This is a genomic window from Amycolatopsis sp. WQ 127309 (assembly GCF_023023025.1).
Taxonomy (GTDB): domain Bacteria; phylum Actinomycetota; class Actinomycetes; order Mycobacteriales; family Pseudonocardiaceae; genus Amycolatopsis.
In genome coordinates this window covers 8882545-8907115 of record NZ_CP095481.1, presented here as the reverse complement: position 1 = coordinate 8907115, position 24571 = coordinate 8882545, and the positions used below count along the sequence as shown (strand labels likewise).

General features: G+C 70.8%; 18 protein-coding genes. 8 read left to right on the top strand and 10 right to left on the bottom strand.

Annotation, left to right across the window (positions count from 1 at the left end; all coding sequences use genetic code 11):
- Positions 1-62: 62 nt before the first annotated feature.
- From MUY22_RS39170 to MUY22_RS39160, 3 genes are read right to left on the bottom strand one after another with little or no spacing between them, the layout of a single operon-like run.
- Positions 63-563, bottom strand: a complete 501-nt coding sequence (locus MUY22_RS39170) for a GNAT family N-acetyltransferase (RefSeq protein WP_247052226.1) — start codon at positions 561-563, stop codon at positions 63-65.
- A complete protein-coding gene (locus MUY22_RS39165; RefSeq protein ID WP_247052225.1) occupies positions 542-1267 on the bottom strand; it encodes a hypothetical protein in 726 nt (241 codons plus the stop codon). Before MUY22_RS39165 ends, MUY22_RS39170 begins: the two co-directional genes overlap by 22 nt.
- 58 nt (positions 1268-1325) lie before the next feature.
- Positions 1326-2216 carry a diiron oxygenase gene (locus tag MUY22_RS39160; protein WP_247052224.1) on the bottom strand — a complete coding sequence of 297 codons (891 nt, stop codon included), beginning with the start codon at positions 2214-2216 and terminating at the stop codon, positions 1326-1328.
- Between the two features lie 87 nt (positions 2217-2303).
- On the opposite strand from MUY22_RS39160, the gene MUY22_RS39155 reads away from it, so the two are divergent.
- The gene (locus MUY22_RS39155; RefSeq protein WP_247052223.1) at positions 2304-2966 is read left to right on the top strand and encodes a TetR/AcrR family transcriptional regulator; all 663 of its coding nucleotides are present in this window, start codon (positions 2304-2306) and stop codon (positions 2964-2966) included.
- Here the strand turns inward: MUY22_RS39155 and MUY22_RS39150 are convergent.
- Positions 2963-3988 carry a DNA polymerase IV gene (locus tag MUY22_RS39150; RefSeq protein ID WP_247052222.1) on the bottom strand — a complete coding sequence of 342 codons (1026 nt, stop codon included), beginning with the start codon at positions 3986-3988 and terminating at the stop codon, positions 2963-2965. The genes MUY22_RS39155 and MUY22_RS39150 overlap by 4 nt on opposite strands.
- Positions 3989-4011: 23 nt before the next feature.
- Positions 4012-4275: a DUF3040 domain-containing protein gene (locus tag MUY22_RS39145; protein ID WP_247052221.1), complete on the bottom strand. Its 264-nt coding sequence runs from the start codon at positions 4273-4275 to the stop codon at positions 4012-4014.
- A gap of 276 nt (positions 4276-4551) precedes the next feature.
- Here MUY22_RS39145 and MUY22_RS39140 point away from each other — a divergent pair, with 276 nt between their 5' ends.
- Entirely contained in the window at positions 4552-5613 is a 1062-nt protein-coding gene (locus MUY22_RS39140) for a cobalamin-independent methionine synthase II family protein (RefSeq protein ID WP_247052220.1), read from the top strand.
- A gap of 39 nt (positions 5614-5652) precedes the next feature.
- On the opposite strand, the gene MUY22_RS39135 is transcribed toward MUY22_RS39140, so the two are convergent.
- The gene (locus MUY22_RS39135; protein WP_247052219.1) at positions 5653-6285 is read right to left on the bottom strand and encodes a LysE family translocator; all 633 of its coding nucleotides are present in this window, start codon (positions 6283-6285) and stop codon (positions 5653-5655) included.
- A 227-nt stretch (positions 6286-6512) separates the two neighbouring features.
- Between MUY22_RS39135 and MUY22_RS39130 the strand changes: the two genes are divergently transcribed.
- Entirely contained in the window at positions 6513-11741 is a 5229-nt protein-coding gene (locus MUY22_RS39130; RefSeq protein WP_247052218.1) for an AAA domain-containing protein, read from the top strand.
- 81 nt (positions 11742-11822) lie between these two features.
- Here the strand turns inward: MUY22_RS39130 and MUY22_RS39125 are convergent, their stop codons facing one another.
- A complete protein-coding gene (locus MUY22_RS39125) occupies positions 11823-12299 on the bottom strand; it encodes a MarR family winged helix-turn-helix transcriptional regulator (protein WP_247052217.1) in 477 nt (158 codons plus the stop codon).
- A gap of 77 nt (positions 12300-12376) precedes the next feature.
- Here MUY22_RS39125 and ribA point away from each other — a divergent pair, with 77 nt between their 5' ends.
- Positions 12377-12988 (top strand): GTP cyclohydrolase II, encoded by a 612-nt coding sequence (ribA, locus tag MUY22_RS39120; protein ID WP_247052216.1) that lies wholly within the window; start codon positions 12377-12379, stop codon positions 12986-12988.
- 82 nt (positions 12989-13070) lie between these two features.
- On the opposite strand, the gene MUY22_RS39115 is transcribed toward ribA, so the two are convergent.
- On the bottom strand, positions 13071-13601 hold the full coding sequence (locus MUY22_RS39115; protein WP_247052215.1) for a MarR family winged helix-turn-helix transcriptional regulator: 531 nt from the start codon (positions 13599-13601) through the stop codon (positions 13071-13073).
- Between the two features lie 98 nt (positions 13602-13699).
- Here MUY22_RS39115 and MUY22_RS39110 point away from each other — a divergent pair, with 98 nt between their 5' ends.
- Together MUY22_RS39110 and MUY22_RS39105 are read left to right on the top strand one after the other, a co-directional pair.
- A complete protein-coding gene (locus tag MUY22_RS39110) occupies positions 13700-14662 on the top strand; it encodes an MBL fold metallo-hydrolase (RefSeq protein WP_247052214.1) in 963 nt (320 codons plus the stop codon).
- Positions 14663-14664: 2 nt separating this feature from the next.
- Positions 14665-16155, top strand: a complete 1491-nt coding sequence (locus tag MUY22_RS39105; protein ID WP_247052213.1) for an FAD-dependent monooxygenase — start codon at positions 14665-14667, stop codon at positions 16153-16155.
- 15 nt (positions 16156-16170) lie between these two features.
- On the opposite strand, the gene MUY22_RS39100 is transcribed toward MUY22_RS39105, so the two are convergent.
- Entirely contained in the window at positions 16171-18384 is a 2214-nt protein-coding gene (locus tag MUY22_RS39100) for a discoidin domain-containing protein (protein ID WP_247052212.1), read from the bottom strand.
- A gap of 494 nt (positions 18385-18878) precedes the next feature.
- Between MUY22_RS39100 and MUY22_RS39095 the strand changes: the two genes are divergently transcribed.
- Positions 18879-20585 (top strand): discoidin domain-containing protein, encoded by a 1707-nt coding sequence (locus tag MUY22_RS39095; RefSeq protein ID WP_371827531.1) that lies wholly within the window; start codon positions 18879-18881, stop codon positions 20583-20585.
- The gene (locus tag MUY22_RS39090; RefSeq protein WP_247052210.1) at positions 20582-23524 is read left to right on the top strand and encodes a glycoside hydrolase family 3 C-terminal domain-containing protein; all 2943 of its coding nucleotides are present in this window, start codon (positions 20582-20584) and stop codon (positions 23522-23524) included. Before MUY22_RS39095 ends, MUY22_RS39090 begins: the two co-directional genes overlap by 4 nt.
- Here MUY22_RS39090 and MUY22_RS39085 read toward each other — a convergent pair.
- On the bottom strand, positions 23521-24528 hold the full coding sequence (locus tag MUY22_RS39085; RefSeq protein ID WP_247052209.1) for a LacI family DNA-binding transcriptional regulator: 1008 nt from the start codon (positions 24526-24528) through the stop codon (positions 23521-23523). The two genes, MUY22_RS39090 and MUY22_RS39085, sit on opposite strands and share 4 nt — an antisense overlap.
- Positions 24529-24571: the final 43 nt, after the last annotated feature.

Here is a 24571-nt window from a genome sequence, read left to right as displayed (position 1 = left end):
CGCGCCGAAGGCCGGCGCACGCGGTTTCCGTCGTCCAGGATGGCAAAGGCGCCGGGAACCTGTCAAGCGAGCGCGCAGGCCATGAGAAGGTCGTCGACGTACTCGCCGCCGAGCAGGAATTCGTCCTGGAGCACGCCTTCCACCGCGAACCCGCAGCTCGCGTAGAGCCGCCGGGCGCCGGTGTTGTGACCGAGCACGCGCAGGCTCAGCTTGCGCGCCCCGCGGCGGCGGGCCTCGGCGACGGCGGCGTCGACCAGGAGCCGGCCGATGCCGAGGCGGCGGCGGTCCGGGTCGACGGCGAGCCCGCCGATCACCAGCACGTGCCGGTGGGCGGCGATGCCGAACCCCTCGTCCAGCCGGACGTACCCGGCGACCACGCCGTCGTGCTCGGCCACCAGGACGTCTTCGGGCCGGGTGCCGTCGTCGAAGAACGGCGTGCCGGGCGGGGGAGCGGGCGCCGGGGAGGTCTCCGGGCTCCAGGTCCGCTCGTCGAGCTTCGCCAGCGCGCCGTCGTCGGCGGTGGTGGCCGCGCGGGTCTCGATCACCGGCTCAGCGCCGTCCACGCCTCTTGGACGATCGCGGCGAACCGCGCCGGGTCCTGCGCGTTGTGGGTGGTGGTGTTCTGCAGCTGGACGGTCAGGCCGCCGCCGGTGCGCTGGCAGTTCGTGACGACGGACTGCTCGGGGTCGACCGGCTGGCCCAGCGGGGTGGTGCCGTTGCGGACCAGGCACTGGACGGCGCCGATCCGCTTCAGCTCGGTCATGGGCACCGCCAGGCCGAGCGCGGCCGTGTCCTCGTACTGGACGAGCAGCTCGGGCGAGTCCGCGCGGACCGCGGCCACCTGGAACATGCTTTCCAGGCCCTCGTCGCTGTAGGACCGGAACACGGCGGCCGCGCCGTGGTAGGCCGCCGAGATCCGCGAGGCGTTCTCGCTCTCGGCCTTGTCGGACCGCTCGATCTGCGACTTCCCGGCTTCGCGGCCGTCGGCGATCTTCGTGACCGCGGCCTGTGTGGTCGTGAACCCGCCGAGGGTGTCCGGCAGCTTCAGCGGCTGGGCGCTCGGCCCGCCGAGCAGGCCGATCACCAGCCACGGCACGCCGACCACGACGGCACCCACCACGAAGCCGACCAAGGCCGTGAGGGCCGGTCGCGCGAACAGCGGACGACGCCGAGGTGCCTGAGGTGCGGCCGGCGGCATCGGCTGGTGCCACGGCTCCTGCGGCGCGGGTGGCTGCGGCTCGGGTCCGGGCGGGAACTCTGTGGTCACCCGGAGAATCCTGGCGGAACCGGGCGTCCGGCGTGAAGGGAATTCCGCGGACAGGGACTCAGATGAGATGCGCGCGCCGCCAGATGCCCTCGGAACGGCCGCCGATCAGCCCCGCGTCGCGCAGGAACGGCACGATCTTCTCCGCCATCCACCGGCGCGTCTCGTGGAAGTGCGGGTTCGCCAGCGCCGCGGCGCGCCCCTCGCGCGGGGCGATCCCGACGCTGCGGTAGATCCGCGGGTCGACCATGCTGTCGACGACGCCGAAGGCCACCAGCGCCGTCCGCAGCCGGTGGCGCTGCAGGCCCGCCTTCGACAGGTTCGGCGTCTCCCGCAGCACTTCCTCCTTGGCGAAGCGGACGTGCCGGGCCTCCTCGACGACGTGGATCCGGTTGACCGAGCGGATCAGCGGCTGGATGCCGTCGTCGTCCATCATCGAGCGCTGCAGCCGGTCGGTGGTCTCCTCGGCGACGAGCACGCTGGCGAACATCGACGGCCCGGCCGCGGTCGCGCCGAAGATCTTCGCCGCCCGGTGCACGGCCTTCGGCACGCCGTAGCGCGGCACGCCGAGCCGCTCGGCGGTGCGGGCGAACATCACCGAGTGCCGCGTCTCGTCGCCGATCTCGGTCATCGCGTACTGCGCGTGCTCGGTGCGCGCGTCGAGGTCGAAGACGTAGCGGGCGAGCAGCTGCATCAGCACGATCTCGAACCACAGCCCGACGCTCATGATGCTGGCGATCTCGTGCTTGGACAGCTCGATCCGCTGCTCCGGCGTCAGCTTCGCCCACAGGTCGGTGCCGTAGAGGGAGACGCGCTCGAGCGGCATGTACGCCTTGCCCTCGGCGAGCGGCGCGGCCCAGTCGATGTCCACGTACGGGTCGTAGGAGTTCTTCGCGGAGCTCTTGAGCAGGCGAGCCGCGGTGACGTCCCGGTTCTGGGCCTCGACGCCCATAGCGGCCTCCGGAAAGTAGGGGGTACGCGATGTACTAGGTATTTCGGCAGCGTACACGGGCGGGTGGGTCCTGAGTAGGCTTTCGCCGTGACCAAGGTCGACGGGCGGGCGGCGCGCTGGGCGGGCCAGCAGGAACGGCGGCGCGCCGAGTTCGTCGACGCCGCGCTGGAGGCCATCGCCGAGCACGGCCCGGACGTCTCGACCGAGCAGATCGCCGAACGCGCCGGCGTCGCGCGCACCCGGCTGTACCGGCACTTCGACGGCGCCCCCGACCTCCAGCGCGCGATCGCGCAGCGCGCGGCCGAGCTCGTCACCGCCGACCTGCAGCCGCTCTGGCACCCGTCGGGGTCACCGCGCGAGATGATCGACGCGGCCATTTCGACGCACCTGCACTGGCTGACCGAGCACGCCCAGCTGCACCGCTACCTGGTCCGCACGCTGCCGAGCCTGCCGGAGGCGGGCCGCACCGACGTCCGCGGCGCGATCGCCCGGCACCTCAGCCGCCTGTTCACCGGCTACCTGGCCGCGTTCGGCCTGGACCCGGCCCCGGCGGACACGATCGCGTTCGGCCTGGTCGGCTACGTCGAATCGGCGACGACCCGCTGGCTCGACCACCCGGGCTCGCTGAGCCTGCCGCAGCTGACCGCCCAGCTGACGGGCACGATCTGGGCGATGCTGGACCACACGCTCCGGGCGGGCGGAGTGGAACTGGACGCGGACAGCCCGCTGCCCCTGCCGGACGGGATCTAGTCCTCGCGCGGGAACTCCGCGCGGACGCCGAGCAGGCGCACCGCCCGGGTCAGCTCGAACATCCCCAGCACCTCGTGCGCCGCCCGGTCCAGCTCCGCTGGGTCGGACGTCGGCTCGGGCAGCGTCACGCTGTGGGTGTGGGTCGTGAACGGAACGAACCGGACCTTCACCGCGACCCGCGCCGCCGGGCGGCCCTCCTCCAGGACGTCCTGGGCCACGCGTTTCGCGAGCGCCGACACCTCCGCCGCCATCGCCGCGGGGTCGGTGAGGTCGTGCTGGAACGTCGTCTCGCGGCTGCGGGAGCGCGCCACGTACGGTGTCGCGCTCACCTCGGCGTCGCCGATGCCGCCACCGAGCAGGCGCAGCCACGGGCCCGTCTTCGGGCCGAACCGCGCCGCCAGCACCGCGACGTCCGCGCCGGCCAGGTCCAGGACGGTTTCGACGCCCAGCTCGGCGAGCTTCCTGGTCGTCTTGCCGCCGATGCCCCACAGCGCGTCGGTCGGCCGGGAAGCCATGACCTCCCACCAGTTCTCCTGCGTCAGCCGGAAGATCCCGCCCGGCTTGCCGAAGCCGGTGGCGAGCTTGGCGCGCAGCTTGTTGTCGCCGATCCCGACGGCGCACGACAACCCCGTGTCGCGCCGGACCGCCGCGCGCAGGTCCGCGGCCAGGGCCTCCGGGTCGTCGGCCGTCGCGCCGACGAACGCCTCGTCCCAGCCCAGCACCTCGACGACCACCGGGAACTCTCGCAGCGTGGTCATCACGTGCTCGGAGACCTCGAGGTAGGCCGGGGGATCGGAGGGCAGGAAGACCGCGTCGGGGCAGCGTTTCGCCGCGATCCGCAGCGGCATGCCGGAGTGGACGCCGAACTCGCGGGCCTCGTAGGACGCGGTCGCCACCACGGCGCGCTCGGTCGGATCGCCGGAGCCGCCGACGACCACCGGCTTCCCGCGCAGCTCCGGGCGCCGGGCGATCTCGACCGCGGCGATGAACTGGTCGAGGTCGACGTGCAGGACCCACTTCACGGGCCCAGTCTGCCTCAGGGACGTCAGACGCGGTGGCGCGCCACGTGGGTCCAGACGGCGCCGGTCAGGGCGAGGATCCCGCAGAGGGTGACCCCCGGGTCGGGCAGCACCAGCCCGACGACCAGGAGCAGCACGGCGGCGACGTCGAGGGCGAGCAGCAGCGCGGTCTTGAGCGCGCGCGGTTTCCGGCGCCGGCCTTCGCGCAACGTGATGGCCAGGCCGGGGTCACTGAGCTCGAGGCTGCGCTCGATCTTCTCGAGCTCGGTTCGTTCGTGGTGACTGAGCATCGGGGTACTCCTTCGGCGCCGAACCCGCCGTTCCGGAGAGCAGATACCCAATCGTCCTCCGGGCGAACCGCCGAACGACGTCTTATTTCGTGCTCTTGGTTGCGCCGACCGGGTGATCTCCGATCCGTGACGGCTCATGGTCACGTTAGGTTTCCTTCGAACGTGGCCGGTCACGGCCCGGACGACGGACTGGGGGCGCCCGGCAAACGGGCGGTGACCGCTGCGTGCTGTCGTGCGGACGGGACCGGCCGGCATCTCAAGCAGCTGGAGGCCTTGATGACCCTGCCCACCGAACCGATCGGCAGCATTCCCCGTCCCGACTACCTCATCGCGGGGTTCGGGGAGTTCGCCGCCGGCCGGATCGACGCCGCCGCGCTCGCCGACCTGGAGAGCCGCGCGCTGGCCGACACGATCAGCCGGTTCGAGGAGACCGGCTCGCCCGTGCTGACCGACGGCGAACAGGGCAAGCCGAGCTTCGCGACGTACCCGCTGGCCGGCCTCACCGACCTGGCGCCGGACGGCGTCGTCATCCCGTTCGCCGACGGGCACACCCGGCAGCTGCCGCGGCTGACCGCCGGGCCGTTCCGCTACGCGACCCACGCGGACGAGTACCTGACGCGGGCCAAGGCGCTGACGGACAAGCCGATCAAGCAGGCCGTGATCGCCGCGTCCGCGGTCTCGCTCGTCTACCCGGGCGACGGCATCGAGGGCTACTCGCAGGAGCAGTTCGTCGCGGACCTGGTGAACGAGGCCGAGGCGGACATCCGCCGCAGCTTCGACGCGGGCGCGGCCAGCGTCCAGATCGACTTCACCGAGGGGCGGCTCTCGCTGAAGCTCGACCCGTCCGGCGGGCTGCTGCGGCAGTTCATCGACCTGAACAACGCCGTCCTCGACCGGTTCACCGCCGAGGAGCGCGCGAAGATCGGCGTCCACACCTGCCCGGGTGGCGACCAGGACTCGGTGCACAGCCTCGACGTCGACTACGCGGGCCTGCTGCCGGCGCTGTTCGACCTCAAGGCGGGCAACTTCTTCGTCCAGCTCGCCAGCGAGGCCGACCCGTCGCACGCGCTCGAGGTGATCAAGGGCGTCCGCAAGGCCGAGCAGCGGGTGTTCGTCGGCGTGATCGACCCGATCGACCCGCGGGTCGAGACGGCCGAAGAGGTCCGCGACCGGGTGCTCGCCGCCGCGCAGTACATCCCGGCCGACCGGCTCGGCACCTGCGACGACTGCGGGTTCTCGCCGTTCGCCGACGACACGTCGACTTCGCGCGACATCGCGTTCGCGAAGATCACCGCCCGCGTCGAAGGCACGAAGCTGGCCGCCGAGAAGCTGGGCTGACCGCGGTGCCGGGGGCTGCCGTGCCGGCGGCCCCCGGCGTCACGCGGTGCCGGCGGCGACCCGGACCCCGAGCGCGACGAGCACGGTGCCCATCACGGCGTCCAGCCCGCGGCGCACCCGGCCGGAGGAGAAGAACCGCCGCAGCGCGCCGACCACGACGGCCAGGGTGACGAACCACAGAACGGTGCCGGCGGTGGCGATCGCGGCCAGTTCGAGCGTCTGCAGGGTGGAGCCGTCCGCGGGCAGGAACTGCGGGAGCAACGCGAGGAAGTACACGGCGACCTTCGGGTTGAGCAGGTTGGTGAACAGCCCCTGCCGGAACGCCGCCCGGGCCCCCTTCGGCTTCACGGCGGGCGTCTCGCCGAGGTCGCGGTACTCCCCGCGCCGCACGGCCAGCCACGCCCGGATCCCGAGGAAAATGAGATAGGCCGCCCCGACCAGCTTGACGACGGTGAAGGCCACCGCGGACGCGGTGAGTACGGCCGCCACGCCGAGCGCGATGGCGACGACCCAGGCGAACACCCCGAGCGCGATCCCGGCCCCGGCGGCGATCCCGGCCCGCCGCCCACTGGTGAGCGAAGACCGCGTGACGACGACGAAGTCGGGCCCGGGCGACATCGCCCCGAGGATCACGACGAGCAGGAACGAAGCGGCGGTGGCACCGGGGATCATGAACCCGAGGATAGGACCGGGCGCCAGCGGGTTTTAGCCGGTCGGAAAGCAGCCGAACCGGCTCGACGGCTTGTTTCGCAGCGAACGTGCCTGGGTCCCGGCAAATTCGCGCTCACAATTTGATAACTGTCGGTGACATTCTGACCGCGGCCGCGACTGAGCTTAAGCGTCGGAGCTGTGGAGGCTCCGCGCTCGTTGGCTGGCGGATTCGGAACAGGGCAGGTGGAATGAGTACGTCGTTGGTGGACCGTGCGCGTCGATTGTTCGAATTTCTTCGCGGAGCGCAGCAGCTCAAGGCCAGCCCGGTCCGTTCGGTCGACGTCTACCAGCGCGAAGGCGACGTGGTCTGGGTCGCCGACGTACCGGTACATCCGGCGGTCAGGACGTTCCGGAGGGACGCGGCGGGAGTGGACACGCCGATGCTTTCGGTCGAGCGAGTGCTGGTGGTCGAGCCACCCGAGCCGGAGGCCGAGCTCGGCCGGTGGTTGACGGAGCCGCTGGACGACCCGGAGCAGCCGCCGTCACTCCGGACACGCATCGTCGAAGTGAAGCCCGAGGCAGAAGACGATCGAGACGCGGACCGAGACTCCGTCGAAGAGCCGGCGTACCTGGAGCTGGAGGCGTTCCCCGAAGTACGGAAGCGATTCTCCGCTTGGCTACCCGGCTGGCACCGGTGGGCCGGACAAGAACGGGTCGACCGCCCGGCACGGAACCTCTACGCCAGGCTGTACTCGATCTACGTCTCCGCCACCGAAAGTCCCGAGGAGCTCGAACTGGTCGCGGGTACCGGATGCCTGAGCTGGCAGCCCGTCGACGGTCTGAGGATCAAACGGCATCTGCTGACCAGCGCCGTCTCGATCGACTTCGACGACCGGACCGGTCTGCTGCAGGTCCGGCCGGTCGAGTCCGCCGAGCCGCTCCGGCTGGAACTGGACATGGTCGATCCCGGGCTGGTCACGACGCCGGACAAGGTCAACGAAGTGCGTGCGGACATCAAGGCGTATGACGGCCTCGCACTGGACCCGGCAGCCACAGAGGACTTCGCGCGCCGGCTCGTGCACAGCTTGGACCCGGACGGTGAATACCGGGAGCAGGACGAATCCCCGGCTCCGGGCAAACACGGGGTCGTGGCGTTCGCACCCGCCCTGATCCTGCGAAGGCGTAGTCATCAGGGCCTGATCGAAATCTTCGACACCATTCTCGGTCAGCTCGACGAGGCAGGCGAGGTGCCGGACGGGCTGATTCCCCTGCTGGATCCGGATCACGTCCCGACCGCGCCGGAACTCGCGGGTGACGGGGCCATCCTGACCGTGGACGACGAGCCGTTCCTGCCACTGCCCGTCAACGACCGCCAGCTGGAGGTGATCCGACGGGTCGACACCTCCGCACAGACCCTGGTCCAGGGGCCGCCCGGCACCGGAAAGACGCACACGGCCGCCGCACTGATCTCCCACCTGCTCGCACAAGGCAAACGAGTTCTTGTCACCGCGCACACCGACCGGGCGCTGCGAGAGGTCCGGGACAAGCTCCCGGACGAGATCAAGCCACTTTCGGTCGCGGTCGTCGGTACCTCTCGAGAGGACATGGCCGACCTGAAACTCGCTGTCCAGGAGATCGCGGCCGCGGCGAGTGATCACGACGGCGACGAGAACGCTCGAGCTGTGCGTCAGCATCTCGAGGTGGTGGACCGGCTCAGCCGTGATCGCGCCGGCGCGCACAGCCGGCTGCTCCAGGCTCGCGAACGCGAAGTTCGCGCATGGGAGCACGGCGGCTACCGCGGCACCCTGTCGGCCATCGCTCAACGGCTCGACGCCGAGCGGGAGAAACTGAGCTGGTTGCTCGACCTGACCACCGTCGGTCCACAGGATCCGGCGCCGGTGACCAGCCGTGAAGCCCAGGAATGGCACGGATACCTGCTCGACGAGCGTCTACGGGCCGACGAACCCCAGTCCCGGTCGCGTTTGCTCGCGGTGGGAGCGGTGCCCGACGCTGCTGAATTCGCTCGGTTGATCGCCGTCGAGCACGGTGCTGCGGCCGCGGACCAGCACAACGCCACGCTCAAAGAACACGCCGCGTTCGCAGCTGTCCGGCAACTGGCACCCGAGCAGCGCGGCGAACTCCAGGGCCGCTTGCACAAGCTGGCCGGCGAGGCTGACTACCTTCTGAGCCGTCGTGAACAGTGGCTCGACGACGCGTTGCGTGACATCCGCTCCGGAAGATCCGAGCAATGGCGTGCCAGGGGCAGCACGATTGCGATGTTGATCGAGACCTGTACCGGCTGGGTCGCGCGGGTCGGCCCGCTGGCCGATGTTGCGCTTCGGGGCGGCGACGCGGGTGCGCTCGTCGCCCTTGCTCGCGAACTCGGCAAATTCCTCGCCGCCGGCGGGAGCATCAAGACGTCGGCGGACGGAAGCCCGAAGATCGGTGCGTTCGCCCACAAGACGATCAAGCAGGCTCAACCGCTGTTCGACAGCGTGCGTGTCGACGGCTTGCCGCCTGCTTCCGTGCCCCAGCTCGAGACGTTCATTGCTTGGGCTGAGGGGAGCAGGGTGCTGACCGCACTCGACCGGGCGTGGCCGGAGAACGTCGTGATTCCGGCCGAGGACACTCTGCAGGAGCGGCTGCAGTGGCATGTCATGGAGCTCACGCAGCTGAGGCGGGTTCTCGTACTCGCGGACGACCTTGCCGCGGAGGAACAGCGGCTGAGGTGGCTGAAGCTTCCTTCTCCTGACTGGAACGATCTCAACGACGTCCGGCGGTACGCGAGCTTGGCCGGCGCCGCGACCACCGAGGAGGCTTTGGTTTCGGCGAACAAGCCGTTGGTCGCACTCGAGCGGCTCGTCGGTGAGTCAGCGCAGTGGTCAGACGCTGCCCACTGCGTCTTGGACTTGTTCGACGCCGCCAAGAGCCGCGATCGCGAGGGCTATTCCGGTGCGCTCCGGACGCTGACGCGCCTGGGGCAGGTACGGGAGCAGGTCAACCGCCGCGAGCAACTCGCTGCCAAGCTGCAGACTGCCGCTCCTGAGCTGTACCAGGCCATCGAGGCCGATCCTCACGACGCGGCCTGGCCGGAAAAGCTGGCGAGCTTTCGGGAGGCTTGGAACTGGAGCGCCACTCGCGCATGGGTAGCCCAGCAGGAAGCGATCGACGTCAACTCGGTCCAGCTGGAGATCTCGGCCATCGAACAGCGGATCCGGGACGAGGTCGAGTCGGTCGCCGCCCGTCGCGCCTGGGACTACGCAGCCTCTCCGGAACGGCTCAGCGGCACCGCCCGCGCGGACCTGACCCAGTACGCGCAGCTGGTCCAGAGGGCCGGTAAGAACACCGGTCTCTATCGCAATCAGCGCCGTGCCGAGATCCGGAAGGCGATGGACCGTTGCCGCCCGTCCGTGCCCGTGTGGATCATGCCGATCTACCGGATCGCCGAGCAACTTCGCGTGCGACCGGACATGTTCGACGTGGTCGTGGTCGACGAGGCGTCGCAGGCCGGTACCGAGGCCGTCTTCTTGCAGTACCTGGCACGCAAGATCGTGGTCATCGGAGACGACAAGCAGGTCTCCCCATCGGCGGTCGGCGTCGACCAGCAGCAGTTGCGGGATCTCGCCCGGCAGTACCTCGCCGCTGATCGGTACCGCGACTCCTGGCACGATCCCCGGCGCAGTCTCTTCGACGAGGCCAAGATGCGCTACGGCAAGCTGATCACCCTGATCGAGCACCGCCGATGCGTACCCGAGATCATCGGCTTCTCCAACCGCATCGCGTACGAGCCCGACGGCATCCGGCTCATCCCGGTCCGCCAGTACGGCGCCGATCGTCTCGAACCGGTGAAAGCCGTCTACCTCGAAGACGGCTACGAGCGAGGAGTGACGAACAAGAGCAACCCGGTCGAGGTGGACGCGATCGTCGAGCAGATCGAGAAGTGCTTCGCCGACCCCGCCTACGACGGGAAGACATTCGGTGTGGTGTCGCTTCTCGGTCCGACGCAGGCGAAGGAGATCCAGAACAAGCTGCTGGGCCGCATTCCGAAGGAGGAATGGCAGAGCCGCGATCTCCGTTGCGGAGACGCCGCGGACTTCCAGGGTTCGGAACGGGATGTGATCTTCCTGTCGATGGTGGCCGCGCCTGCTCCGGGCAAGCGCATGATGGCGCTGACGCAGGAGCAGTACGTTCAGCGGTTCAACGTCGCCGTTTCACGTGCGAAGGACCAGGTCTGGGTCTTTCACTCGGTGCGGCAGGACGAGTTGCCGAATCAGGAGTGCATGCGATTCCAGTTGCTCGACTACAGCTATGGCGTGACCGGCAGGCGGCAGAACGCGGGCACCGGGACATCAAGCGAAGTGGTGCCGGAGGATCGGCGGGTCGAGCCCTTCGACTCATTGTTCGAACAGCGTGTGTACAACCGGATCGTGGATCGCGGCTACACTGTTTTCCCGCAGTACGAGGCGCTGGGGTATCGGATCGACCTTGTCGTGCTGGGCGCGCATGGACGACTGGCAGTCGAGTGCGACGGCGACCAGTGGCATGGGCCCGACGCGTACGAGCGGGATCTCGCACGTCAGCGTGACCTCGAGCGATGCGGTTGGCGCTTCTTCCGCATCCCCGGCTCCGCGTTCGACGTGGACCGGGCCCACGCGCTCTCCGGGCTGTGGGAGATGCTGCGTGACGAAGAGATTCACCCATCGGGGTGGGTGCCGCTCGTCGAAGGGGCCGGGACCTTCGTGGAGGCCGAGCCCGCGCCGCCGGAGGCGGTTGAACCAGATGTCGTTTCTGCGCAAGCCTGGGAGTGGCCCGCCGAGGAAGCCCCCGATGGCATCGTGGTCGACGTCGAGACGGTCGTACCGGTCGAGGAGCATCTTCCTGTTCGGTCGACCGAACAGGGCTTGGACGAGCCGCCTGCGGCCGTCGCTCAGCAGTCGGTGTCAGGGGTCTACTCCGCGTTCTCGGGCCGATTGACGGCGGTCGCCGAAGCCTCACGCGATCAGTTGATCGAGGGCATCCGAGAGATCGTGGCTGTCGAGGGGCCGGTGCTGGGCGAGCGCATCCACCGTCTCTACGTGCAGTCGTCGGGCGGCATCCGGGTGGGTCCTCAGCTGGCCCGGGCCCTCAACTCCGCGGTGAGTCTCGCGATTCGGCGTGGTGTCCTCCTGGCCGACGACCCGCTCCAGCGGTCCGGCGTTCGGCCCCGTACGTACCGGCTCCCGGACCAGCCCTTGGTTCGGGTGCGCGATCTCGGGCCTCGCGATCTGGACGACGTGCCGCCCCGCGAACTCGCCACGATCATGGCCGAACTCGCTGGCCGGCAGGGCTGGGATGATGAAGAGGCGCTTTTCCGGGCGGTCCTGGCACGACTGGGACTCAAGAAGCCGACCAAGCACGTGCGAGACGTGCTTTCGGCCGTTCTCCGCTTGGCACGGACCCTCGACAGTAAGGCGCGGGTCCTTTCGACAGATTCGTGATCGGTGGTGCCGTGCGCCCGCACGACCTGGCGGGCGTACGGCTAGAGGGAGACCGGTGTCGCCGGCGTCCTCGGATCGTGATCAGCTGGCTTCGACGCAGGGTTCCCCGGTGCAGAGGTGGCCGCACAGGGCGTCGACGCCGTCGGCCAGTGCCGTGAACTGCTCCGGGGCCAAGCCGTCGACGAACAGTGATCGGACCAGCTCCGCGTGGCCCTCGGCGGCCGCGCGGAGGCGGGCGTGGCCCTCGTCGGTGAGGTAGGCGATGACGCCGCGGTCGTCCGAGGGGCAGGAGCGGCGGCCCACCAGGCCGGCCTTCTCCAGCTGGGCCACCTGGTAGCTCAGGCCGCTCTTCGACGTCAGCGCGGCGCCGGCCAGTTCGGTCATGCGCAGCTCGCCGTCCGCGGCGGACAGGCGGGCGAGGACCTCGTACTGCGGGTGTGACAGCCCGGCGTCGTCACGCAGCTGCTGCTCGACCTTGCGGGTCAGCAGCGTGCCCGCCATCAGGAATCCCTGCCACGTCTTCAGCTCGCGCTCGGTCAGCCACCGGGGATCGCCCATGCGTCCATGGTATCAAGATTGTTCGAATTTGAACTTCGTGTAGGGTCGATCTTGTGGGCGACTCCAGGGGAGACAGCATGACGGCTGAGGTGCGGACGCGGGTGCGGATCCCGCTCCGGCTGGTCGGCGACGTCACGGTGGACGCCGAGGCCGTCACGTTCCGCGGCCTGGCCGACGACGGCGAGCACCTGGCGTTCGTCCTGGGCACGCCGGGCGAGGTCCCGCTGGTGCGGCCGCATTCCGAGTGCCTCACCGGCGACGTCTTCGGGTCGGCGCGCTGCGACTGCGGGCCGCAGCTGGCCGAAGCCGTCGCGCGGATCGCCGAGGCCGGCGGGTACCTGCTGTACCTGCGTCAGGAGGGCCGGGGGATCGGGCTGTACAACAAGCTCGACGCGTACGCGCTGCAGGACGGCGGCCTCGACACCTACGCCGCGAACGCCGCGCTGGGCCTGCCCGAGGACGCCCGTGACTACACCGTCGCCGCCCAGATGCTGGGCGCGCTGGGCGTGGACCGGGTGGACCTGCTGTCGAACAACCCGGACAAGGCCGCCCAGCTGCGCGCGGCCGGCATCGCGGTACGCGACCAGGTTGCGACCGGGGTGTACGCGACGGAGAGCAACGTCCGGTACCTGCGCGCGAAAGCCGAGCAGACCGGCCACACGCTCAGCCTCCCCGGCATCGCCAGCTGACCCGGCGCATCCGGTTGCCGAAGTCCGTGAATGCCACATTCACGGACACTATGTCCCTCGATGTGGCATTCACGGACTTCGGCTAGGTCAGGCGGGGGGCGTTGGCCGCGGCGGGGCCGGTGGTGAGCTTCTCCAGGAGTCCGATGAGGACGGTGCGTTCCTCCGCCGTCAGCGAGGCGGCCCAGGCCTGCTCGCGTTCGTTGTGGGCCTGGTAGGCGTCGGTGACGGCCGCGTGGCCCTTCGCCGTGATCGCCACGCTGACCGCGCGGCGGTCGTGCGGGACCTGGGTGCGCGTCACCAGGCCGTCCCGCTCCAGGGTCTTGACCAGCGCCGACACCGCCGCGCGGCTCATCCCGGCCAATCGGGCGACGTGGCGTGACTCCAGCGGGCCGGCCAGCCAGAGCACGAACAGCACCCGGAACCCCGCCCAGCTGAAGCCGCGGGGGCGGTGGACCGTCGACTCCCAGTCGTAGACCAGCGCGCCCGTCAGGCGGTGCAGGGTCAGGCCAAGGCGCATCGCGACCGGGTCCGTCGAGGGCAGCTCGGCCTGCGTCCTGCCGATCGCGTAGTCGACGAACGAGAGGTAGTCGAGGTCGGCGGGCTGGTCGGTCATGCGGGTCAGGTTAGGCGACGAGGGGTTCCGCGCGGGCGTCCGCCGGGTTAGCCTGGCCGCGGCCGATGGTCAAACCTTTGATCACAGGAGCGCTCGTCGTGACGAAGAAAGCCTTTGCCTCCTCGGCGGACCTGGCCGAGAAAGCGCAGACCCTGGAGGTCCTCGCGGACGGCGTCTACGCGCTGACCGCGGAGGGCGACCCGAACATCGGCGCGATCGAGGGCGAGGACTTCCTCGTCTGCTTCGAGGCGCTGGCGACGCCCGTCGCGGCACGCGAATGGCTCGCGAAACTGCGTGAGCACACCGGCAAACCCGTGCGGTACCTGGTGTTGAGCCACTACCACGCCGTCCGCGTGCTCGGCGCGTCCGCGTTCGACGCCGAGGTGATCGTCGCGCACGAGAACACCCGCGCCCTGGTCGCCGAGCGCGGCAAGGAGGACTGGGCGAGCGAGTTCGGCCGGATGCCGCGGCTGGCGAAGAACGCGGAATCGGTGCCCGGGCTGACCTGGCCGACCCTCACCTTCTCTGACCGCCTCACCATCGACCTCGGCGGCGATCGCGGCGACCTCGTGCTCCAGTACTGCGGCCGCGGCCACACCGAGGGCGACCTCGTGGCCTGGCTGCCGCGGCAGAAGATCCTCTACGCCGGCGACCTGGTCGAGGCCGAAGCCGCGCTGTACACCGGGGACGCGTTCCACCGCGACTGGTCGTCGTCCACTTTGGACCGCGTCGCCGAGTTCGGGGCCGAGACGCTGATCGGCGGCCGCGGCGGGGTGAGCCGCGGCGCGGACGCCGTCGACGCCGCGATCGCGCAGACCCGGCACTTCCTGACGACGATGCTGCGCGAGGTCGGCGCGGTCCGCGACGCCGGCGGCACGCTCAAGCAGGCCTTCGAGCGCACCCACGCGGCGCTCGTGGACCAGTACGGCCACTGGCCGATCTTCGAGCACTGCCTGCCCTTCGACGTCTCCCGCCTGTGGGACGAGCTGGGCGGGATCGAGCGGCCGGTGGTGTGGACCGCCGAACGCGACCGCGAAGTCTGGGACCAGCTGCAGGACTGACGATGACCGTCGCCGTCCTCGGCAGCGGCCCGGTCGGGCAGACGGCCGCGCTGCTGCTCGCGCGCTGGGGCGTGCCGGTCGTGCTCCTCGACGAGCACCCGGTGCGCGATCCCGCCGGGTCCAAGGCGATCTGCCAGCAACGGGACACCCTCGACGTCTGGGCGTCGCTCGGCGCCGGCTGTCTCGTCGAGGAAGGCCTGACCTGGACGACCGCGCGGACGTTCCACCGCGAGAGCGAACTGTTCGCGCTGAAGCTGCCGGACGGCGGGTCCGCGCTGCCGCCGTTCGTCAACCTCTCGCAGGCCCGCGTCGAGGAGGTCCTCGACGGGCTGATCGCCGAGCAGCCGCTGATCGACGTCCGCCGCGGCCACCGCGTCACCGGCCTGACCCAGGGGACCGGCGTGGAAGTCCGCTGCGAGACGGCCGACGGGCCACGCACGATCGAGGCCGACTACGCGATCGCGTGCACCGGCGCTCGTGGCGACGCGGTGCGGCGAGCCCTCGGGCAGCGCCTCGACGGCGTGTCCTTCCGGGACCTGTTCCTGATCTGCGACATCCGGGCCGACCTGCCCGGCTGGGCGGCGGAACGGCGGTTCTACTTCGACCCGCCGTGGAACCCGGGCCGCCAGGTGCTGATCCACCCGTGCCCCGGCTCGCGGTTCCGCATCGACTGGCAGGTCCCCGCCGACTACGACCTCGCCACTGAGGAAACCGGTGGCGCCCTGGACAAGCGGATCCGGGCGATCCTCGGCGACCGGCCGTACGAAGTGGTGTGGCGCTCGGTCTACCGGTTCCACACGCGGCTGGTCGAGCGGATGCGCGTCGGGCGCGTCCTGCTGGCGGGGGACTGCGCGCACCTGGTCGCGCCCTTCGGCGCCCGCGGGCTCAACTCGGGGGTCGCGGACGCGGAGAACGCCGCGTGGAAGCTGGCCTGGGTCCTGCGCGGGCACGCGGGGGAGGAGCTGCTGGAGAGCTACCACACCGAGCGGCACGCGGCCGCCGTGGAGAACGCCGAGGTGACGACGGCGACGATGGACTTCCTGGTGCCCCAGGACGAAGCCCGGCGCGAACACCGCGCCCGGGTCCTGGCCGGGGGTGTCCACGCCGACGTCGACTCGGGACGGCTCGCCGAACCGTTCTGGTACCCGGACTCGCCGTTGACGACGCCGGATCCGCGACGTCCGTTCGCCGGACGCCCGCCGCGCGGCACGCTGCCGCCACCCGGGCCCGGGGTGTTGCTGCCGGACATCGAGGTCCCCGCCGGCCGGGTCAGAGACCTGGCGCGGCAAGGGTTCCTGCTGCTGACAACACCGGGCGTCGACCCCGCGGGACTGCGGTCGGTGGAGATCCCCGTCGGCGGAGCGCTGGGTGCGCGCCCGGGCGAGGCCTGGCTGGTCCGCCCGGACGCCTACGTCGCCGCGGTGCTGCCCGACCCGACCGCGCCGGAGGTCGCCATTGCCCTCCGGCGCGGCTCAGGCGGCACTTTCACGTGAAAGTGCCGGTCCGGGTCACGGGTAGTTGTTCAGCGGGCTCACCTGGTTGGCCTGGTTCGCCGCCGCGCCCGTGTCGTTGATGACGTGGGCGATCGTGCCCACGCCGCCGAGCGAGACCGAGACCAGGTTGTGGAACCGGACCCCGGCGTTGTTCGGCACCTCGAACGAATGACTGGCCACAATGGACGGGTTGGTCTGGAAGAAGCAGTAGCTGCCCACCCCCCAGGCCTCGTGGCTGGTCACCGAGTCGGCCACCTTGTACGCCGCCCAGCCCTGCCTGCCGCCACCGCTGGACCAGGACGCCTGGTCCGGCGGGTCGTACGGCATCTCGTTCTGGAAGAAGTACGTGCGCCCGCCGTTGCCGTTCCAGAGCACCTCGTACTGCTGGTAGTGCTCGACGAACAGGCCGTACATCGTGACGTTCGCGCCGTTGACGACCAGGCCGTTCGCCGCGGTGTTGACGTTCCAGCCGACGCCGTTCGAGTGATCACCGCGCCACAGCCACATGTGGTCGCCGATGACGTTGTTCGAGTTGATCACCAGCGTCTGCGTCGCCCGGCCGACGGCGGCGCCGCCGATCCGGAAGAACACGTCGTGCAGCGACGTCGGGTCGGCCGCGTGGTTCGCGGCCGAGCCCGGCTGCCCGATCTGCATGAGCACCGGCGAGTTGACCGCGCCGGCGTCGATCAGCAGGCCGCCGATCTTCACACCGTCCACATCGGACACCGTGATGGCTGCGGTGCCGTTGGTGGGCTGCAGGGTCGCCAGGCCGAGGCCGAGCACCACGGTGTCCGGGCGCGTGACGTTCAGCGCCTGGTCGAGGTGGTACACGCCCGGGGTGACGAGCAGGTTCTTGCCCGCCGCCAGCGCCGCGTTGATCGTCGCGGCCGAGTCGGACGGCTTGGCCACGTAGAACTCGCTGAGCGAGATCGACGAGCCGGCGGGAGCACCGTGGCCCCAGCTGGTGCCGACGGAGTTCTGCCGCAGCGCGGGCACGAACACGTTGTAGCTGCCCGAGCCGTCGACGTAGAGGAACGGCTTCTCGCGGCTGACCGGCGTCTGGTTGACGACGGTCTCCGGCGGGTTCGGGAACGACGCCGCCGGCGTGCCGGTCGAGCCCACGAACACCATGTTCCAGACGCCGCCCGCCCAGCTGCCGAGCTCGCTGTTGCGGGTCAGGAACTGCTGCTGCGACCCGGAGACGGCCTGCCCGTCGATCTTGCTGTCGGCGATCAGGCCGCCACTGGCCCAGCCGTCACCGCCGTTCCACAGCTGGATCTGGCTGCCCTTCAGGTGCATCCGGCGGTACGGCGCGGCCTGCGCGACCGCCCACCGCTCGACCTGCCCGGCCGGCAGCGTCACCGACAGGTTCTCCGCGGAGCGCCAGAAGTTCTGCGTCGCGTTGCCCTTGTTGGCCGGGTTGTCGCCCTGCTGCAGCCAGTCCGCCTCGACGCGGACGTGCCCGTTGAGGTTGACGTCGTCGGGGGAGAGGCCGAGCCCGGCGACCTGCTCGTAGAACCCGAGGTTGACGTCGGCGTTGTAGCTGCCCGGCTTGAACAGCACGGCGTAGCGCTGGTCGCCGAACTGGTTGGTGTGCTGCTGGTTCGCGATCTGCGTCAGCCGGTCCTGGATCGTCGACGCCGGGGTCGACGGGTCGAACACCGACACGTTCGGCCCGAGGTCCGGGTTGCGCGGGTCGGTCGGCGGGATCGTGGTGCCGCCGCCGGTGCCGTGGGCCGCGACCTCCCACAGTGAATACCCGTACCCGGTGGCCCGCTGGGTGCCGTTGACCCGCAGGTAGCGGGCCGTGCCGGTGACGGGCACGGTCTGCGTGCCGCCGGTGCCGGTGGTGGTCGAGTAGGCGTCGGTCCAGCTCGTGCCGTTGCTCGAGAGCTGGACGGTGAACGCCTTGGCGTACGCGGCTTCCCACGTCAGCACCACGTCACAGAGCTGCTGCGACGAGCCCAGGTCGACCTGGAGCCACTGCGGGTCGCTGAACGCGCTGGACCAGCGGGTGCCCGTGTTCCCGTCGACCGCGTTCGACGCGGGGGTGCCGCCGTTTTCGGTGGACGACGCGGTCGCGGCGCGGCCCTGGGCGAGGTTCGTGGTCCCGCACGCGGCGGCCTGCGCCGGCGTGGAACCGAGGACGGTCGCCGTGGCGAACGCGGTGAGGAGGGTGGTGGAGACGGCGAGGAACCGCCGTCCCCGGGAGAACGTCGTTGATCTCATCTGCCTGCCTGATCGGTCGGAGAAACTCCGGCGGGCCGCGCCCGGGGCGCGGCGGCGTGCCGGGCGGGCCCCACTGCCCGCGCCGGCGTCCGGGTGGTGCGACGGGTCCGCGGCCGGGGCGTCCGCCAGGCCCCGTGAGCCGGGGAGCGGGGCGAAGCGGGCGGCGAGACGGCGAACCAGTCAGCCCGAAGGGGTGGAATCGATCCAGGTGGCGGCCGCGGAACCGGTTCCGTCGAAGCGAGGAGCAGTTAACATCCCGCGCCGGGCAAGCGTCAAGGTTCCGGGCGGGATTCCTTCTCCCGGCCCAGTGTTCCGGCCGTTCCGGGACCACCCGGCGCACCGCCGTTGACATTTTCACGCTCTTTATTTATATCTTGAACTAAGAGCGTACCGAAGAGCGGCCCCACACCCGCGCCGAGGCCACGTGAGCCGATCCGCGCCGGGGCAAGGACGTCCCGGCGCCGGTCCCCGTGGAGGTTCCCATGCACCGACGCATGAAGCGACCCCGAGCCCGCTCGGGTGTGCTCGCCGTCCTCACCCTGGTCCTGGCCGCGCTGCTCAGCGCGCCCGCCGCCCAGGCCGCGCCCGTCCTGCTCTCCCAAGGCCGTCCCGTGACGGCGTCGTCCACCGAAAACGTCGGCACTCCGGCGTCGAACGCGGTCGACGGCGACGGCGGCACCCGCTGGTCGAGCGCGTTCAGCGATCCGCAGTGGCTGCAGGTCGACCTCGGCTCCACCCAGCAGCTGTCCCAGGTCGTGGTGAACTGGGAAGCCGCCTACGCCAAGGCGTTCACGATCCAGGCGTCCACCGACGGCGCCACCTGGACGTCGCTGTACTCGACGACCACCGCCACGGGCGGGAACCAGACGCTGAGTGTCACCGGCAGCGGCCGGTACGTCCGGCTCACCGGCACCCAGCGGGCCACCCAGTACGGCTACTCGCTGTGGGAGTTCCAGGTCTTCGGCGGGGGCGGCACCACGCAGCCGGGCGACGTCCTGCTGTCGTACGGCAAGTCCGGCTCGGCCTCGTCGTTCCAGGACGACGGCGCGTGCCCCGGCTGCCTCCCGGCCAAGGCGTTCGACCACGACCCGGCGACCCGCTGGGCGACCAGCGCGACCACCGGCTGGGTCGACCCCGGCTGGATCACCGTCGACCTCGGCGCCACCGCGAACGTGCACCAGGTCGTCCTGCAGTGGGACCCGGCCTTCGCGGTCGCGTACCAGATCCAGGTGTCGAACGACAACGCGAACTGGACGTCGCTCTACTCGACGACCACGGGCAAGGGCTTCAAGGAGACCCTGACCGTCAACGGCAGCGGCCGGTACGTCCGGATGTACGGCACCGCGCGGTCCAACGGCTACGGCTACTCGCTGTGGGGCTTCGACGTCTACGGCACCGGCGGCAACCCGACCACCGTGCCGCCCGCGCCGCCGGCCCCGCACTTCCCGGGCACGCTCGTCTGGAGCGACGAGTTCAACGGCGCTTCGGGCGCCGGCCCGGACGCGAGCAAGTGGACGGCCGAGACGGGCGCCGGCGTCAACAACGAGCTCGAGTACTACACGAACAACAACAACGCCAAGCAGGACGGCCGGGGCAACCTGGTCATCCAGGTCCGCCGCGAGGCGACGCCGGGGTCGGCGTGCCCGGTCGACCCGATCAGCGGCAGCGGCACCTGCCAGTACACCTCGGGCCGGATCAACACCGCGGGCAAGTTCAGCTTCACCTACGGCCACGTCGAGGCGAACATCAAGGTGTCCGGCACGCAGGGCTTGTGGCCCGCGTTCTGGCTGCTGGGCGCCAACTTCTTCAGCGGCACGCCGTGGCCCAACTGCGGTGAGATCGACATCATGGAGCACGTCGGGAAGTCGCCGAACCTGGCCTACTCGACCATCCACGCCCCGGCCTACAACGGCGCCGGCGGCATCGGCGCACCGCTGGACCTCGGTCAGGACGTCGCCGCCGGGTTCCACAGGTTCGGCCTCGACTGGGACGCCTCGCACATGACGTTCTACGTCGACGGCACCGCGTTCGAGACGATCAACCGCGACACCGTGGAGAGCACGCGCGGGCCGTGGGTCTACGACCACCCGTTCTTCCTGATCCTCAACAACGCCATCGGCGGTGACTTCCCCGGCCCGCCGGGAGCGGGCACCGTGCTGCCGCAGGACATGGTGATCGACTACGTGCGGGTCTACCAGTGAGAGCCGGGTCCCGGCGGCGGCTGGCGCTCGTCGCCGGGGCCGCGGTCGCCGCCGGGCTGCTGACCGCGCCCTTGTTCACCGCCCAGGCGGCACCGGCCCTGCTCTCGCAGGGCCACGCGGTGACCGCGTCGTCCACCGAGAACGCCGCCTTCCCGGCCGGTGCCGCGGTGGACGGCGACCCCGGCACCCGGTGGTCCAGCCTGGCCGCCGACCCGCAGACGCTGCAGGTCGACCTCGGCGGCTCGCACACGCTCAACCAGGTCGTCGTCCAGTGGGAGGCGGCCTACGCGAAGGCGTTCACCATCCAGGCGTCGGCCGACGGCAGCCAGTGGGCCACGCTCTATTCGACGACGACGGGCACCGGCGGCACCCAGACGCTGCCGGTGTCCGGCAGCGGCCGGTACGTCCGCCTGACCACGACCCAGCGCGCGACCCAGTGGGGTGTGTCGCTGTGGGAGTTCCAGGTGTTCGGCGACGGCACGGCGCAGGCGTGCGGGAGTGCGAACGCAGGCCTGCGGCAGCCGTCGTCGGCCTCCAGCGTCCAGTCCGACGCGTTCCCGGTCAGCGCGGCCTTCGACGGCGACCCCGGCACCCGCTGGTCCAGCCTGGCCGCGGACCCGCAGTGGATCCAGGTCGACCTCGGCAGCTCGCGCCCGGTCTGCGGCGTCGACCTGACGTGGGAGGCCGCGTACGCGAGCGCGTACACGATCCAGCTGTCTGCCAACGGGACGTCCTGGACGACGGCGGCCACCGTGACCGGCGCGGGTGGCACCGAGCACCCCGCGGTGAGCGGCACGGCGAGGTACGTCCGGCTCAACGCGACGGCGAGGGCGACGCAGTGGGGCATCTCGCTGTGGGAGTTCGCGGTGCGCACCAGTGACAGCGCACCGCCGACGACCACGCCGACCAACCCCGGTGGCTGCCCGTGGGTCGGGTCGACCGCGCCGGTCGCCGACCGCGTGAACCAGCTGATGGCGGCCATGACGGCGCAGCAGAAGATCAAGGTGCTGCACGGCAACGGCGCGACCGGGCCCTACATCGGCAACACCGACGCCGTGCCCGAGCTGTGCATCCCGGCGCTCGGCCTGCAGGACGGCCCGGCCGGGGTCGGCGACGGCCTCGACGGTGTCACCCAGTTCCCGGCGCCGGTGACGGCCGCCGCGACCTGGGACACCGGGCTGATCAACCGGTACGGCTCCGCGATGGGCGCGGAGTTCGCCGGGAAGGGCGTCGACATCGCCCTCGGCCCGACGATCAACCTGGTCCGCGACCCCCGCTGGGGCCGCAACTTCGAGACCTACGCCGAGGACCCCTACCTCGCCGGGGCGGCCGGGACCGCCACGATCCAGGGCATCCAGAGCCAGGGGGTGATGGCGCAGGCCAAGCACGCGGCGGCCTACAACGTCGAGGCCGGGGCGTCGCGCGGGACGCCGTCGGACAACGTCATCGTCGACGATCGCACCCTGCACGAGCTGTACCTGCCGGCGTTCCAGCAGGTCGCGAGCCAGGGCCAGGTCGCGTCGATGATGTGCGCCTACAACCAGATCAACGGCGTCCCGGCGTGCCAGAGCAGCGGTGTGCTCACCACCGCGATCAAGCAGGACGCCGGCTGGGGCGGCTTCGTCGGCTCCGACTGGGGCTCGGCGACCGGCGGCCCGCGGCAGCTGGCCAACGGCGGGCTCGACATGGAGATGCCCGGCGGCGCGTTCTTCGGCCAGGGCCTGCTCGACGCCGTCTCCCGCGGCGAGGTCACGCAGGCGCGGGTCGACGACATGGTCCGGCGCGTGCTGACCCAGATGGTCAAGTTCGGCGTCTTCGACCGGGCCCGGCGCGGCACACCTGCTTCCGTGGTCACCAACGCGGCGAACGTGACGACCGCCCGGGACGTCGCGGCGGCCGGGTCGGTGCTGCTGAAGAACAACGGCGTCCTGCCACTGACGGCGGCGACCAAGTCGATCGCGCTGTCCGGCGGCGACGGGATCGACCCGCAGAACATCGGCGGCGGCAGCGCCAAGGTCAACCCGTCCCCGGCGTCGGTGAACCCGATCAACGGGATCAAGGCGCGGGCCGGGTCCGGCGTCACGGTGTCCTATGTGGACGGCGCGGGCGAGCACGTGCAGACGCCGAACATCGCGGGCGCGGTGACGGCGGCGAAGGCCGCGGACGTTGCGGTCGTGTTCGCCAGCTACGGCGAGTCCGAGACGCAAGACCTCGACACGATCGACCTGCAGAACCAGCAGAACGACCTGATCGACGCGGTCGCCACGGCCAACCCGCGCACGATCGTCGTGCTGAACACGGGGTCGGCGGTGACGATGCCGTGGCTGTCGAAGGCGGCGGCGGTCATCGAGGGCTGGTACCCGGGGCAGGAGAACGGCAACGCGATCGCGTCGCTGCTCTACGGCGACGTCAACCCGTCGGGCAAGCTGCCGGTCAGCTTCCCGAAGCAGATCGCCGACCTGCCGACGGCGAACGTCCAGCAGTTCCCGGGCGCGAACGACCGGATCGAGTACTCGGAGAGCCTGAACGTCGGGTACCGCTGGTACGACGCGCGGAACATCGAGCCGCTGTTCCCGTTCGGTTTCGGCCTGTCGTACACGACGTTCGGGTTCTCGAACCTGGTCGTCACCCCGCAGGGCACCAACGGCACGGCGACCGTGACGGCGACGGTCACCAACACCGGCACCCGCGCGGGTGCCGACGTCGTCCAGCTCTACGTCGGGCAGCCCGCCGCCAACGGCGAGCCGCCCAAGCAGCTGAAGGGGTTCAAGAAGGTGCAGCTCAACGCCGGCCAGAGCCAGCAGGTGTCGTTCCCGCTCACCCCGCGGGACCTCGCCCACTGGACGGGCTCCTGGACGACCAACGCGGGCCAGTACCGCGTGTCGGTCGGGGACTCGTCGCGCAACGTGCCGCTGTCCGGCGTGGTCAACGTGTCCTAAACACTCACGACGGCCGTCGACTCCCGGATCACCAGGGTCGTCGGCACGACCAAAGGGGCACTCGGAGACGGCGCCCCGGCGAGCTGCGCGAGCAGCTGCCGGGCCGCCGTCTCGCCCATCTGCCGCAATGGCTGGCGGACCGTCGTCAGCGGGGGCTGGGTGTGCGCGGCGAGGGGGATGTCGTCGAACCCGATCACCGCGACGTCGGCCGGGACCGTCTTCCCGGCTTTGCGCAGCCCGGACAGCACGCCGGCGGCGGTGAGGTCGTTGTGCGCGAACACCGCGTCGAACTCCGGCCCGGTCTCGAGCAGTTGCAGGATCGCGGCCTCGCCGCTTTCGCTCGTGAAGTCGCCTTCGATGATCAACCGCGGGTCGAGGTTCCGGCCGGTTTCGAGGATCGCGTCGCGGAAGCCGTTGAGCCGGTCGCTGGTGCAGCCGAAGTCGCGGGGCCCGGTCACGGTGGCGAGCCGGGTGCGGCCGGTTTCGAGGAGGTGGCGGGCCGCGTCCACGCTGCCCTGGCGGTTGCTCGTGCCCACCGACGGGAACGCGGGACGCCGGCCGCGGTCGTCGATCACCACGACCGGCAGCCCGGAGTCGTGCAGCACCCGCAGGTGCCGCACCGCGTCCGGGGGTTCGACCAGGAGCAGCCCGTCGAACGCCTTCGCCGACACCTGCCGCGAGAACTCCTCCAGGGAGTCCGCGCCGCGGTTCGCGGTCGACAGCAGCAGGCCGTAGCCCTTCGACTCCACGACGTCGGCGACGCCTTGGAGCACCTCGCCCATCCACGGCCAGGTCAGCCCGGGCACCAGCATCCCGACCGTGCGGGTCACCCCGCGCGCCAGCCCGACCGCGCCGGCACTGGGGATGTAGCCGGTCGCGGCGATCACCTCGCGCACCCGGATCGCGGTCGCGGCGTCCACGTCGGCCTTGTTGTTGAGCACCCTCGACACGGTCGTCTTGCTCACCCGCGCGCGGCGGGCGACCTCGGCGATCGTGACGCGCATGCGACCTCCCGGCGGTGCCTCGTGTGGTGCCAAGGTACTCGCC

Excerpts from the sequence above, each read along its gene's own strand:
- MUY22_RS39140 (WP_247052220.1), top strand. The coding sequence starts at position 4,552 with ATGACCCTGCCCACCGAACCGATCGGCAGCATTCCCCGTCCCGACTAC.
- MUY22_RS39135 (WP_247052219.1), bottom strand. The coding sequence starts at position 6,285 with ATGATCCCCGGTGCCACCGCCGCTTCGTTCCTGCTCGTCGTGATCCTC.
- MUY22_RS39095 (WP_371827531.1), top strand. The coding sequence starts at position 18,879 with ATGAAGCGACCCCGAGCCCGCTCGGGTGTGCTCGCCGTCCTCACCCTG.
- MUY22_RS39085 (WP_247052209.1), bottom strand. The coding sequence starts at position 24,528 with ATGCGCGTCACGATCGCCGAGGTCGCCCGCCGCGCGCGGGTGAGCAAG.
- MUY22_RS39115 (WP_247052215.1), bottom strand. The coding sequence starts at position 13,601 with ATGACCGACCAGCCCGCCGACCTCGACTACCTCTCGTTCGTCGACTAC.
- MUY22_RS39125 (WP_247052217.1), bottom strand. The coding sequence starts at position 12,299 with ATGGGCGATCCCCGGTGGCTGACCGAGCGCGAGCTGAAGACGTGGCAG.
- ribA (WP_247052216.1), top strand. The coding sequence starts at position 12,377 with ATGACGGCTGAGGTGCGGACGCGGGTGCGGATCCCGCTCCGGCTGGTC.
- MUY22_RS39145 (WP_247052221.1), bottom strand. The coding sequence starts at position 4,275 with ATGCTCAGTCACCACGAACGAACCGAGCTCGAGAAGATCGAGCGCAGC.
- MUY22_RS39105 (WP_247052213.1), top strand. The coding sequence starts at position 14,665 with ATGACCGTCGCCGTCCTCGGCAGCGGCCCGGTCGGGCAGACGGCCGCG.
- MUY22_RS39130 (WP_247052218.1), top strand. The coding sequence starts at position 6,513 with ATGAGTACGTCGTTGGTGGACCGTGCGCGTCGATTGTTCGAATTTCTT.
- MUY22_RS39160 (WP_247052224.1), bottom strand. The coding sequence starts at position 2,216 with ATGGGCGTCGAGGCCCAGAACCGGGACGTCACCGCGGCTCGCCTGCTC.
- MUY22_RS39100 (WP_247052212.1), bottom strand. The coding sequence starts at position 18,384 with ATGAGATCAACGACGTTCTCCCGGGGACGGCGGTTCCTCGCCGTCTCC.